Below are 13,188 nucleotides of genomic sequence, written 5' to 3'. Positions count from 1 at the left end.
ACTGTGGATTCTATTGGCAATTGATCATCAATCTGCACCAACGGCACCCAGGAGGCTTGGGCGACGCACATCACAATGCCGCTTTGGGGTATTTCAACCACCTTTGTTGCGACAGTTATCAAAAAAAGATCTTGACCGCCCTGACCAGCTCTGACACTGTTCGGCTGACCTCTACGCAGTCCGCGCCAGAGGCTGATATGCAGGGAAATCGTGTGCGCACCACATCAGCGTTCTTGACGAATCGTCAAAGATCAGTTCCGGCCCAAAGAAAGAAGCGTCCGACCGGATTCCGGAGCCTGTCGGCGGCGACCGTCCTGGTCGTTTCCGCAGGCCTGCTCTCACTCGCCCCGGTCGCGGTAGCGGACGGTCCCGAGGACCTCCAGGCGATGGTCGAGGCCGGGGACGCCAAGCACGCGGGCGAGCTCCTGGACCCGCGCCCGGCCGAGCTGGCGATCGCGGAGGCGAAGCGCACCGGCAAGGACGTGCCGATCCCCGCGCTGACCGACGAGTTCAGCATCACCACCGCGACGCCCGGCGGCCGGCTCCGCCAAGAGCAGCACATGGACGCGCAGCGGGTGAAGCGGGCCGACGGCTCGTGGACGTCCCTGGACGACACGCTGGTGCGCCGTCCTGACGGGACGTACGCGCCCGCCGCGGCGAGCGAGGGCCTGGTGATCTCCGGCGGCGGCAGTGGCCCGCTGGCGACGATGAGGACCAGGGACGGCAAGGAGCTGTCGGTCGGGTCCCCGTTCGGCGGCGCACTGCCGGTCCCGGTGGTGAGCGGCAACAGTGCGCTCTTCACGTCGGTGGCGCCGGACACGGACCTGAAGGTGACGGCCGACCGGTTCGGCGGGTACAGCACGGTCCTGGTGCTGCACACACCGGCCGCCGCCGCGAACCCAGCGGTGCGTTCGCTGAACTTCCCCGCCACGGCCAAGGGCATGGAACTGGCAGCCAACGGGGACGGAAGCCTGAAGGCCCTGAGCGGCGGTCAGGAGGTCTTCACCGCCCCGAAGCCGCAGATGTGGTCGGCCTCGGCCCCCGCGACGGACGGAACCGCCACACCGACCGGGACCGGAGCCGTGAAGGCGTCGTTCACCACGCGCGTCGCGGCCGCCCCCGCGACGGCTCCGTCCGAGGTGGGCGCGGGCCCGACCCGACAGGAGCCCGACGCGCCCAGCACCGCGGAGGGTCCCGGTCCGAAGGCCACCGTGGCGGACGTCCCGGTGTCAGCGGCCACGGACGCGAAGGGCGTCGGGGCGATCAAGCTGTCGCCGAGCCCGGAGCTGCTCGACGGTGCCGACACCAGCTACCCGATCTACGTCGACCCGTCCTGGTCGAACGACGCACGCGGCAAGAGCCACCACGCCTGGGTCCAGTCCGCCTACCCGGGGGTCGGCAACTTCGACCGCACCGGCTCGGCGGACCGAGACCGACCGGGTGTCGGCTTCCAGGGCTGGGAGACCACCAAGGGCGTCGAGCGGGCGCTGTACGAGTTCAACCTCAACGGCTACCTGCCCAACACGGCCATCAACTACGCGAACCTGCGGGTGTCGCAGTACATCTCGGCCGACTTCTCCTGCAGCACCACCTACCCGGTGACCGTCTACCGGGCTGACGCGTTCGACGGCTCCATCTCTTGGAACAGCCACCGGACGTACGAGCGGGTCGACGGCAAGAACGTACCCGGAAACGGGACCAACTCGGCCTGCTACGGCGACGTCCCCGTCGACTTCAACGTCACCGCCCCGATGCGCAACGCCCTCGCGGACACCGGCCGACCCCTGGCGTTCGCCCTGGTCGGCAACGAGGGCACCGGCGACAAGATGGGCTTCAAGCGCTTCGGCTACGACGCCGTCCTGTCCACCGAGTACGACCATCTCCCGCTGCAGCCGGGCGACCCGCGCACCTCACCCGCGGCGCACAGCGTCACCCGCGGCGAGGGCGAGAGCTGCGCCGCCGGGCCCGTCTCCTCGCTGCGCTGGATCACCGACAGCACCGTCAATCTGACCTCGGTGGTCAGCAGCTACAACCAGTCCCAGCTCACCGAGTACGTCAACATCTGGGACGACTCCTCGTCCGGCTCCCCGAGCGTCAGCAACGGCTGGTCGGGCTTCGTGCCCAACGGCAGCCGCGCCTCCTACAACGTCCCCCGCTTCACCCTCAAGGACGGCCACATCTACGGCTGGGCCACACAGGGCGACGACGGACTGCTCCGCGGCCCGTCGACCCCGGCGTGCCACTTCGCCGTCGACACCACTCCGCCGGTCGCCGCGTTCGGCACCTTCACCGACCCGAACACCCAGTTCCCGCCGTCGGGCAACGGCCAGACCACCAACCTGCGCCTCGGCCAGGAAGGTTCGATCCCCTTCACGGCCTACGACCCCAACCCCTCCGGCCTGCTGGCCTCGGGCGTCGTCTGCGTCCGCTACGGATTCGACCCGCAGCTCGCCGACTACACGCAGAACTGCGCGAACGCGGGCAGCACGCTGAACGTCAGCGAGATCAGGGTGAAGCCCACGCACTGGGGCACCAACGTGCTGTACGCGCAGGTCTTCGACGACGCCGCGAACGCCTCGCAGACCATGTCGTACTCCTTCTACGTGCCCTGGGCCCCCGGTCCGGTGGCCTTCGGTGACACCACCGGTGACGCCAACCCCGACATCCTGGTCCCGGACAGCGCCGGCAACCTGATCACCCACGGTCGGGCCACCGACCCGGGCAACACCAGCGTGCCGCCGACCGGCACCGCCGCCCCCGCCAACCAGGCACCCGAAACCGGGCGCACCTGGAAGGACTACAAGGTCACCCACCGCGGCTCGCTCGACCCAGGCCTGAACACCGACGACCTGTTCGTTCACCGGGACGGCGGCAGCTCGCTCTACTACTACTCCAACAAGCTCTCCGACCCGGGACGGTTCACGGCGAACCTGAAGAGGTCGCTGAGTCGCCCCAACTGCGAGGGCGACGCGGCCGCGTGCCCCGACTACCGGCAGGACGAGGACTGGCGGTACACCACCCAGATCACGCCGATCGGCTCGGCCACCGACACCCGCACCCCCAACCGCGAGGTCAAGAACGCCACCGGCATCCTCGCGGTCGAGTCCGGCAACCTCTGGTACTACCCGGCCGACACCAACCACACCCTGCGGGCCCCGAACCTCGTCGCCACCGGCGGCTGGGACACCCTCGACCTGATCGTTCCGGGCAACACCCTGGCCGTCGACCCGGCCGGCACCACCCCGGTCACCCCCGCCCTGTGGGCACGCGCCCGCACCACCGCGGGCGGACGCACCGCCGGCGACATCGTCCAGTACACCCTCACCACCCAGACCCGTACCGACGCGTTCGGCGACTACACCGCCGTCACCGCTGTCGCCCCCGCCGCCACCAAGATCGGTGCGGGCGTCACGACCGCCGACTTCCCGACCGTCGGCGCGGACGGCGACGTGACCGGCGACGGTGTGCCCGACCTGTGGGCCCTCGACAGTTCCGGCAACCTGCACACCTGGCCGGGCGCCGTGACCGGCAAGGTCGTGACCGGCTTCAACGGCGACCACTACCGCGGCAACACCCAGGCACCGCAGGCCCAGTGGAAGCTGCAGGGCGACACCGCCTCCGCCCCGGCCGGCAACGACGCCGTACCGAGCGACCTCACCTTCGCCGACGACACCGTCGACGGCCGTGCCGCCAAGGTCGCCGTCTTCAACGGCAGCACCTCCGCCGCCACCACCGGCAAGCCCGTCGTCGACACCCGCCAGAGCTTCACCATCAGCACCTGGGCCAAGTCCACCGGCACCGGCAACGTCATAGCCAGCCAGAACACCACCCGGGCCAGCAGCTTCCTTCTCTGGAGCGAAGGCAACGGGGGCGCCTGGCGCTTCGCCCTCGCCCACGCGGACGACAACAATTGGCCGTACGACTACACCTCGGTGACCAACAGCACCGCCCTGGTGAAGAGCGACGTCTGGACCCAGCTCACCGCGAGCTACAACGCCACGACTGGCCAGATGAGCCTGTACGTCAACGGCACGCTCGCCGGCAGCGCCTACCACAACGCGGCCACCAGCCCTGCCCCCAGCGGCGGGCTGGTCCTCGGCCGCTACCAGTACCAGGGCCAGCAGACCACCAGCTACAACGGCCGCGTCAGCAACTTCGCCGTGTACAACACCCCCGTCGCCCCACCCGCCACCGGCATGACCATCCGCCACGCCGCCAGCAGCAACTGCCTCGATGTCCCCGGTGACGACACGAGCCGCGGCATCGCCATCTGGCCCTGCAACAACGGCGCCAACCAGACCCTCACCGTCAACCCCGCCAACGGGTCCGTCAGTCTGCGCGGCATGTGCCTGGACATCACTGGGGGCAGCACCGCCAACGGAGCCGGCGTCGGCCTCTGGAACTGTGTGCCTGGCGCCGGGAACCAGACCTGGCTCCCCCGGGCCGACGGCAGCCTCTACAACCCGGCGACCAACCACTGCCTCGACCTGCCCAACAACGACACCAACCCCGGCAACCGCCTCGCCGCCCACGACTGCAACGGGACTCCGGCCCAGACCTGGAGCTTCCCCGCGCTGAGGACTCCGAGCCTGCCCGTGAACCCCTGACCCCTCGACCGCAGGCCGCGATGTACGGACGTCGCGGCCTGCGGCGTACTCCGGGGCACCGGTCGAGGTGTACCGAGCCAGTGGCTCAGCCCCTGCGGACCGCCTCTCCGAGAGCGACGGGTGCGTCTTCGCTGGTCATGCGTAGATCTGGCTCTTCGGCGGCAGTGACGAGACGTTGTCTCGTCACTTCGGTGGCGGTGCCTGGCTTTGTACGCGAGTTGTGTGCACTACACAGCCACAAGGAGCTATCCCCGCGAGCACGGCGCCGACAGTCCACCACTCCCCCGCATCCATGCCTGACGACAGACCGTACGATGCTGTTGCAGGTTCAGAGCCAGTGTCAGGGCATAACTGCGAGCGATGACCTCTGGGGCGTCGGTCCGGCACACGCAGGCTCCGGATTCGAACTGAATGGATTGGCGCGCTCTGCTCCCAATCGCAGCAGGTCAGGAAGCGTCGGCCCCGCGCTCGCCACCGCGAGGTCCTGGCCGTGAGCAGACCCGACGCCCGCCTGCCGATCATCGAGGAGTTGGTCACGCTGCTGTCCGAGGCCCTGAAGAGCGTCCAGTCGTCGTCGGTGCCCGGACTCCGCAGTGGCTTGCTTCGGCAGCCCGCCGAGCTCGTCCGGGTCAGTCCCTTGGAAGACGCGGTCGGGGCGGGAGGGACCAGCTGATCCCTCCCGCCCCTACCGCGTCTTCGCTGTGTCAGCCCGACACGTCGGCTCCGGGTCGCCGGCGAGCCGGTCGAGGTGTCCACCCACGACTTCCCCGACAAACAACTCGGCAAGGCGATCCCTTACGGTGTCTACGACTTGGCCGCGAACACCGGGTGGGTCAGCGTCGGCACCGACCACGACACCGCCGCGTTCGCGGTCGAACGGGCACGCCGACCGTCGCGGTGCAGCGGGTCGCTGGGACCGCCTCGTCGCTAGGGTCCATGAACGAGCCGGTGTGCCGTCGACGCAGGCTAAGACCGTCGCCGGCCGCCCGGCGGTGGTGCTGCGGGACGGCAGGGCGTACGACGACACGTGGTCCCGCTCGACGCCGACAGCGGCACGACCTCAGCCTCGCCGGACCCCGTGGACTTCTCCCCTCGGCCAGGCGGGGACGGCGCCGGAACAAGCCGGAAAGGACACCGCCGATGCAGTTCGGGGTCTCGACGTTCCTCACCGACGAGGGCATCGCACCGGTCGCGCTCGGTCGCGCGCTGGAGGAGCGCGGGCTGGACGCGCTGTTCCTGGCCGAGCACACGCACATCCCGGCCGGCCGGGAAACCCCGTACGTCGGCGGCGGGGACCTGCCGCGGGTGTACTACCGCACGCTGGACCCGTTCCTGACCCTGGCCTCGGTCGCGGCCGTCACCGGCAGGCTGCGGCTGGGCACCGGGATCTCCCTGGTGGTCCAGCGCGACCCGATCATCACCGCCAAGGAGGTCGCCACCCTCGACCTGATCTCCGGCGGGCGGGCCGACTTCGGCATCGACGCGGGCTGGAACCTGGAGGAGATGCGCAACCACGGCGCCGATCCGCACACCCGCGGCCGACTGATGGACGAACGGGTTCGCACCATGCGGGAGTTGTGGACCAAGGAGGTGGCCTCCTTCGACGGCGAGCTGGTGCACATCGATCCGTCGTACTGCTGGCCCAAACCGGTGCAGAAGCCGCACCCGCCGATCTGGGTCGGCGGGAACAGCCCATGCACCTTCCGGCGGATCGCCGAGTACGGTGCCGGCTGGCTGGCGGTCGGCCTTCCGCCCGAACAACTGGCCCAGCGGATCGAGGAGTTACGGAAGGTGACCGGCACCGCCGACAAGCAGGTCCTCGTGTACATGGCGCCGCACGACCCGAAGAAATCGAGGAGTATCTGCAACTCGACATCGCCGGGCTGCTGTTCGCACTCCCGAGGCTACCCGAGGAACAGACCCTGCCACTCCTCGACCGGTTCGCAGCGCTCGCCGCCGCGCACCGCTGACCGGCCCGTGCCCGATCTGGTGATGGCGGAGGCCCGGCAGCGGTTCACGGCTGCTCGGGTCGCCGTGCTGGCCACCGTGGACCGGGGTGGCCGCCCGCACCTGGTACCGGTCACCTTCGCCGTGTCCGGCGATCTGGTGGTGACCGCCGTCGACCGCAAGCCCAAACGCACTCCGCACATGAAACGGCTGACGAACATCGCGGCGAACCCGTCCGTCTGCCTGCTGGTGGAACACTGGGACGAGGACTGGCAGCTCCTGTGGTGGGTCCGGGCCGACGGAGAGGCCCGGCTGCTGCCGGATCCCGCAGCAGCCGGACACTGCGCCGCCGCCGGCCTGTTGACCGCCAAGTACGCGCAGTACGCGGACCTGCCGCCGGACGGCACTGTCATCCAGGTCGCCGTCCGACGCTGGCTCGGCTGGTCCGCCCGCCCGGGCCCAGGCGGGCGGCCACAGCGGTTTCGCTGAGGTCGCGATCCCAACTCGCCTGCCAGAGTGAAGGGGCGACTTTCCCGGATGAGGAAATGGCCCTTGAAGGCCTGGTCGGGAACCGTTTCGAGATTGTCGCCGAGTGCCGGCTGCCGGCATGCCGTCACCGGCGGGCCGAGCACCATGATGAACCCGGCGCCCCACCACCCCGGGCTCCGGATCTCGCCTGACCGAGTGCGAGGCCCCCGTGGCCGCCCGCCTGGTGACCGAAGCCGACCTCGCCGTGCTCTTCTCGCACAACAGCCGGCCGCCGGGCCACGGCCCTGCCGTCGATCCTCCAGATGGAAGGTCACGCATCTCCGCACTCGGCGCCAGAGAACGACGTACCGCAGGTGGGACTGGGCGGTGGCTGCGTGGATGGCGACATCGATCGCGGTGCTCGGCACCGACAGGCACAGATCCTGCAGACGGGGGTACAGCGACTGCGGCCGGGAGCACCGGAAGCGAGGATCGAGCCATGGCTATTCGGTTGGGATTCGGGCTGCCGCAGATGAAGTGGTACGACCTCGCACATGCTCCGGCAGAGACGGCGCGGGCAGCGGAGCGAATCGGCTACGACAGCCTGTGGGTCTTCGAACGGGTGCTGTTCCCCGAACGTCCGCGGCAGGGCCTGTACAACATGCCAGGACTGGCTTGGCCGGACTCCTACCGGTCGGTTGCCCATCCGCTGGTGGTCCTCTCGGTCGCCGCCGCGGCGACCGAGCGGGCCCGGCTCGGCAGCAGTGTGCTGGTCGCGCCCTTGCACAGCCCGTTTCAGCTCGCCCGCGCCCTTGCGACGCTGGATGCGGCGAGCGGCGGCCGGGTGGTCGCGGGACTGGGGACGGGCTGGTCGCTGGACGAGTACGCGGCCGCCGGGCTCGCCCCCTTCGAGGAACGCGGAGCCGTGCTCGACGAGCTGCTGGATGTCTGTGCAGCGGTGTGGGGCCCGGACCCGGTGTCATACCAGGGCAGGCGTTCCATGATCAACGAGGCCGAGGTCGGACCGAAGCCCCGGCACCCCATCCCCGTCTACCTGGCGGCGTCCGGCGGCAGGGCCTTGGACCGGCTGGCCCGCCGTGCCGATGGTTGGTTGCCGACAGGCATCACACCCGAGCAACTGGCTTCCCAGTGGCGCGAGATCAAGGAGCGGGCCGCATCGTACGGCCGCGATGCGAGCGCGCTTCAGATCTGTGCGAGGGCGAATATCCGGATCACCGAAGCCCCGGTCCGCGATGCCGAGCGGCAGCCCTTCGTGGGCACCGTCGAGCAGATCGTCCAGGACACCGCCGGCTATGCGGCCGCAGGGGCGGACGAGGTGCTGCTCGACCTCCAGGCGAACGCGCGGGATGCCGACGAACTCGCCGATCTGGCAGCCCGGGTTCACGCGGGCATCCGCAGCGCGGGGATCTGAGGCCACTCCCCCGCAACAGGCTCGCCCCCGGGGGGCGCACACCTACGTTCGGCAGACGGGCTCGAACTCGTCCGCGGTGTGGCTGAGCGGATGCTTCAGGAGCTGATCACGGCCGAGGCCACGGCCCGGATCGGCGCCCAGTGGAACGAGCACACCGAGACGCGCACCACGTTTTACAACGGACACCGGGACAAGACGCTGACCACCCGGGCCGGCAACCTGGACCTGGCCACCCCCAAGCTGCGCACGGGAAGTCTCATGATCCGCGCGACGGTACACCTTGGAGATCATCCGTCCGCAGCTTGAGCGCGTCAAGGATGAAGGTGGCGACCGGTCCGTGCTTCTCGGCAGGCAGGTAGATGTTGGACAGGATCGGTGAGGCCGCGCCGCCCTGCGGGGCTCCGCTGAGCGTCGCGTGCCAGGTCCAGTCCTCCAGGCATCCGGCTGTCAGCATGTTCCGCACCAGCCGCAGGAACCGGTTGTCGTAGACCTTCTCACCCAGAGCTCGGAGCAGGACCCCATGGTCCAGGCTTCCGAAGCAGTCGGCGATGTCGCCCTCGATGAACCAGGTCGCCCCCGTCCAGGTGTTGGCAAGTTCGCGCAGTGCGGTGTGGCATCCTCTGCGAGGACGGAAGCCGTGGGATCGGCCGGAGAACGCCGGCTCGTAGTACGCCTCCAACAGGAGGCGCACTACCTCGCCGACCAGCTTGTCCGACCAAGTGGGCAGGCCGAGAGGACGAGTTTTCCCGCTCTGTTTCTTCGGGATATGAACTCGCCTCACCGGACGAAATCGATAGCGTTCGTGACGCATCGCATCGATGATGCGATTGATCCGCCCTATCGACATGCCGTCCACGGTCTCCTGCGTGACCCCTGGCGTCATCGCCCCCTTGTTGGAGTAGATACGCCCGTAGGCCAGCAGAGACAACTGCGGGTTGAACCTCTGTCGATACAGTTCCCCACACGGCAGACCATGCCTGCCGCGCTCATTCAGGACACTCAGCACCGTTTCGGCGCTCTGCATTTCGATTTCGCATACCTCCCCGCCCTCGGGTGTCCGATCACCTGTCCCCTTCGCCCGATGTCGCCAGATCGCGCGGGCCTTCCCTGCACGCCGCCCCGTACGCCTGGACCCGGCTGCCGGTTTCCTGGCATGCTCTCGTCCTCTTCACCTTTCGGATTCAGGTAAGCCATTAGGCCCAGGAACCTCCTCTCGATTTCCTCCCGGCTATGTCGGGGACACGACAGAGCGCCTCGTGGCGAACTTGAAGCGTTCGACCTTGCCGTTGGTCTGCGGCCGATAGGGGCGGGTGCGCTTGTGCGTGATCCCGCCGGCCGCGAGGGCGTCACGCCACAGCCGGGAGCGGTTGAGTCGCAGCAGGTCGGCGATGCGGGCCGGCCCCAGCGCGGTCCGCAGGGTGTGGACAGGCGCCGTGCGAGTTCGCGCACGTGCCGCCCCAGCAGGTCAGGTGACATGCATGAATGTCCACTCGAGCAACCAGTTCGACCTCGGCATGGAGTACGTCGGCTACGTCGAGCCGGACGGCTACGACCAGGTGGTGTTCCGCGGGGAGCCGGCCACCCGCGAGTTCATCGCGTTCTGGCTCTCCGGCGGCCGGGTGCTCGCGGGGATGAACGTCAACGTCTGGGACGTCACCGACCCTATCCGCGAACTGGTGCGCTCGGGACGGGTGGTGGACACCAAGGCGCTGGCCGACCCGGCCGTGCCGCTCGACTCGCTGTAGCGGGCGGGCCCGGTGGCCGGCCGACGGGTCCGTCGGTCGGCCACCGGGCCCCAGCCGTCGGCCGAAGGGCACGGCCGTCAGCCGACGGGGATGCCGGGGTTCACCAGGCCCCGGCCCCCGGTGACGGTGTTGCCCGCGCCGATCGTGACCCCGCACGTGGCCGCGTCGTAGTCGGTCACGTCGATCGCGTACCGGTCCGGCCCGGTGGCACCGGTGAGGTCGGAGCGGTTTCCCCGGAAGACGGTGCCGCAGCCCCAGCCCGGCCGGACACTGTGGACCTGGTAGCCGTCGTCGGTCGTGCGCCGCCCGGTGTTGTTCTCGACGACGTAGTCGTTGCCCTTCACGTCGACCCAGGAGTCGTCGTAGTTGCGCCCGGTGAGGCCGTCGCCGTCGAAGGTGTTGCCGGAGACCAGGCCGCCGGTGGTGCCCTCCTTGAGGTCGACGTTCTCGGCGCCGATGTTCGGACCGAAGGTGTTCCCGGTGATCTGCACGTAGTCGCTGCGGTCGGTCAGGGTGTTGGCGGTGCCGACGTAGACGCCCTCGCCCATGCCGTCCCGGTTCAGGCCGGTGTCGTGGATCCGCGAGCCGCGCAGCGTGCCGTGGGCGCTGGAGTTGCGGAAGTGCACGCCCTCCATGGTGGTGTGGTGGACCGTCACGTCGTCGAGGAGCACGTAGTTCGCCGAGTCGGCCATGATGCCCTTCTGGCCGCCGGTGACGGTCAGGCCCTGGACGGTCCAGTAGCTCGCGCCGTTCAGGTGGAGGCCGTAGCCGCCGCCGGACGGCGCGGTGAGGACGGCCTTCGCGGAGCCGGTGAGGGTGATCCGGGCGGCGGCGGTGCCGGGGGTGGTGGCCTTGAAGTTGCCGGAGTAGGTGCCGTCGGCGAGCTGGATGGTCTGCCCGGGCGCGGCGGCGGCGAGCGCGCCCTGGAGCTGTTTGGCGGTGCTGACCTTGACCACGGCCGCCGGGGCGACGGGGGCGGCGGCCACGGCCGCCGGGGCGGCGCAGCCGAGGGTGAGGGCGGTGAGCGCGGCGAGGACGGCGGGGACGGCGGGGCGCCTGGTCACGGACGGTGCTCCTTGCGGTGGTCGGGACCGGCCGGGGTGTGGTGACGGAGGGCCGATGATGACAGGAACATGCCGCCACTCAGAGTGGACTGGACCATTCCGGGGCGTCAAGAGCGCCCCGCCCGCGCCATACTGGAGCCCTGGGGACTCGCGGACTCGCAGACCCGCGGACAGGGAGGCGGCGATGGGCGGTACGGCCGGGTTCGCCGTGGTGGTGTTCGGTGCGCTGGGCGGCGTGGTCGCCTACCTCGCCGGCGTGGTCGGCCTGCGCGAACTGCGGCGGCTGCGCCGGGTCGGCGTCCCCGTGCGGGCACTGGTGCGCGAGCGCGCCCTGGCGCCGGAGGACCACGCGCTGCCGCCGCGGCCGCTGCTGCAGTTCGAGACCGAGGACGGCCGGGTGGTCGAGATCTTCTCCCCCGTCCCCTCCACCCCCCGCCACCCGCTGCCGGACGGCGGCTTCGTCCCGGTCCGCTACGACCCGGCGGACCCCCGGCAGGTCCTGGTGGACGGACGGGAACGCACGGGACTGGAGTACGGGTTCCTCGCACTCGGGGTCCTGGTGGTGCTCGGCTCGATCACCCTCGGCGCCACGGTGCTCTGAGCGGTGCGGCACCGCGACACCCGCCGGGCGGGCCGCACCCGGCTCGGCGCGCGGCCCGCCCGCGGACTCAGACGGTCGCGGCGGTCGTCGCCGCCACGGCGGCCGCAGTGGTGACGGCGACCATGGTGAGCTGCATGGTCCGGATCGCCTCACGGACCGACTCGGCCGCCCCGTCACCGGCGGCGATCTCAGCGAAGCGCGGCTCGACCCGCTTGCCGGGCAGCCCGGGGAACGCCAGCCGGTGCAGCCGGGAGCCGTGCAACAGGGCCACCAGCACGGCGGTGCGCACGTCCGGCTCGGCGCCGTTCAACACGGCCGCGGCCAACCGCTCGCGCAGTTCGCGCTCCACGCTGTCGTCCGCCTCCGGGTAGCGGCGGACCGGGAAGATGCCCAGCACCCGGCGCCGTTCCTCGGCCACCAGGCCCCGCTCGCACAGCCGCCCGACGGTGTCCGCGACGACCGTGGCCCGGTCCTTGACCAGCCAGTCGGCCGCCTTGGCCCGGCCCGCGCGGCGCCCGGCCACCCACTCGTCGAGCCGGGCCAGCCGGCCGTCCACCAGCGGCTCACCCGTCGGGGTGCGGTCGGTGACGCTCAGCCGGCCGTCCTCGATCGCGACCCGCCCGGCCAGCACCAGCTCGGCCAGGATGCCGCCCGCGGCGGCCCAGGCGGCGGTGGCGGCGTCCTTCGCCACACCGGACTCGTCGTCCAGCGAGAGCAGCATCAGCTCCTCCGCGAGGGTGACGTGCATCGGATGTCCCTCTCTCCTCGTCCCCACGGTCCCGCGGCCGTACGGCGCCCCGGCCCGGCGGCGCCTCAGCCGCGCAGGGCCTCGGCCAGACGCCGGGCACGCGTGTCCTCCTCCAACAACGCCCGGACCAACCGGTCCGTGCCCTGACCGGCGAGATCGGCCAGATAGGCCTCGACCGAGCGCGGGTCGGCGGGCAGCGTCACCTTGCCGGACTCCAACGCGGCGTACGCCCGGGCGTAGCCGAGACCGAGCCCGCCGAGCAGCTCGCCACCGTCGGCCTCCGGCGCCAACCCCGGCTCGTGGCGGGCCACTTCACCCGCCGCCAGCAGGGCGAGCAGGACGTGCTCGGTGCCCGGCGTTCGGCGGCCGAGGCGCTCGGCCTGGGCGTCGGCCTCCGCCCGGATCCAGGCCGCCGCACCGGAGGAGCCCCGCTGCAGCAGACGCCTCCAGCGCGGGGCCCGGTGCGTGCGGCGGGCCAGCAGCGCCTCCCGGGTGGGGCGCAGCAGCGGGTCGAGGCCGCCGCCGTCCGGACGTTCGGCGGCGTCCTGCCGCACGGCGGCGTCGAGCCGGTCCTGG

The 13,188-nt window shown here is 70.6% G+C and carries 7 protein-coding genes and 7 pseudogenes; 9 read left to right on the top strand and 5 right to left on the bottom strand.

What is annotated here, in order from left to right:
• The first annotated feature begins 233 nt into the window (after positions 1-233).
• From AB0E96_RS15725 to AB0E96_RS15695, 7 genes and pseudogenes are all read left to right on the top strand, one after another.
• Positions 234-4,607: a ricin-type beta-trefoil lectin domain protein gene (locus AB0E96_RS15725; RefSeq protein WP_359823419.1), complete on the top strand. Its 4,374-nt coding sequence runs from the start codon at positions 234-236 to the stop codon at positions 4,605-4,607.
• Between the two features lie 490 nt (positions 4,608-5,097).
• Positions 5,098-5,280, top strand: coding sequence for a hypothetical protein (locus tag AB0E96_RS15720; RefSeq protein ID WP_359823416.1), 183 nt, complete (start codon positions 5,098-5,100; stop codon positions 5,278-5,280).
• 57 nt (positions 5,281-5,337) lie between these two features.
• A pseudogene (locus AB0E96_RS15715) lies at positions 5,338-5,484 on the top strand (ISAzo13 family transposase); the annotation flags it as partial.
• 263 nt (positions 5,485-5,747) lie between these two features.
• Positions 5,748-6,577 (top strand): annotated as a pseudogene (locus AB0E96_RS15710) (LLM class F420-dependent oxidoreductase).
• Between the two features lie 22 nt (positions 6,578-6,599).
• A complete protein-coding gene (locus AB0E96_RS15705; protein ID WP_359823437.1) occupies positions 6,600-7,043 on the top strand; it encodes a TIGR03668 family PPOX class F420-dependent oxidoreductase in 444 nt (147 codons plus the stop codon).
• 478 nt (positions 7,044-7,521) lie between these two features.
• Entirely contained in the window at positions 7,522-8,454 is a 933-nt protein-coding gene (locus AB0E96_RS15700) for an LLM class F420-dependent oxidoreductase (RefSeq protein ID WP_359823413.1), read from the top strand.
• A 72-nt stretch (positions 8,455-8,526) separates the two neighbouring features.
• Positions 8,527-8,760: pseudogene (locus tag AB0E96_RS15695) on the top strand (transposase); the annotation flags it as partial.
• A 46-nt stretch (positions 8,761-8,806) separates the two neighbouring features.
• Here the strand turns inward: AB0E96_RS15695 and AB0E96_RS15690 are convergent.
• Positions 8,807-9,478, bottom strand: a pseudogene (locus tag AB0E96_RS15690) (reverse transcriptase domain-containing protein); the annotation flags it as partial.
• Positions 9,479-9,721: 243 nt separating this feature from the next.
• Positions 9,722-9,820 (bottom strand): annotated as a pseudogene (locus tag AB0E96_RS15685) (IS481 family transposase); the annotation flags it as partial.
• A 127-nt stretch (positions 9,821-9,947) separates the two neighbouring features.
• On the opposite strand from AB0E96_RS15685, the pseudogene AB0E96_RS15680 reads away from it, so the two are divergent.
• Positions 9,948-10,199, top strand: a pseudogene (locus AB0E96_RS15680) (oxidoreductase C-terminal domain-containing protein); the annotation flags it as partial.
• A 77-nt stretch (positions 10,200-10,276) separates the two neighbouring features.
• Here the strand turns inward: AB0E96_RS15680 and AB0E96_RS15675 are convergent.
• Positions 10,277-11,185: a right-handed parallel beta-helix repeat-containing protein gene (locus AB0E96_RS15675; RefSeq protein ID WP_359823434.1), complete on the bottom strand. Its 909-nt coding sequence runs from the start codon at positions 11,183-11,185 to the stop codon at positions 10,277-10,279.
• A gap of 262 nt (positions 11,186-11,447) precedes the next feature.
• Between AB0E96_RS15675 and AB0E96_RS15670 the strand changes: the two genes are divergently transcribed.
• Positions 11,448-11,864: a DUF3592 domain-containing protein gene (locus AB0E96_RS15670; protein WP_359823412.1), complete on the top strand. Its 417-nt coding sequence runs from the start codon at positions 11,448-11,450 to the stop codon at positions 11,862-11,864.
• Between the two features lie 67 nt (positions 11,865-11,931).
• Here AB0E96_RS15670 and AB0E96_RS15665 read toward each other — a convergent pair whose 3' ends face one another.
• Positions 11,932-12,612 (bottom strand): GPP34 family phosphoprotein, encoded by a 681-nt coding sequence (locus AB0E96_RS15665; RefSeq protein ID WP_359823409.1) that lies wholly within the window; start codon positions 12,610-12,612, stop codon positions 11,932-11,934.
• Positions 12,613-12,677: 65 nt separating this feature from the next.
• Positions 12,678-13,188 (bottom strand): annotated as a pseudogene (locus AB0E96_RS15660) (hypothetical protein); the annotation flags it as partial.

Origin of the sequence: Kitasatospora sp. NPDC036755 (assembly GCF_040636595.1) — a bacterium.
GTDB lineage: Bacteria > Actinomycetota > Actinomycetes > Streptomycetales > Streptomycetaceae > Kitasatospora.
This window is presented reverse-complemented; position numbering and strand designations above follow the sequence as displayed.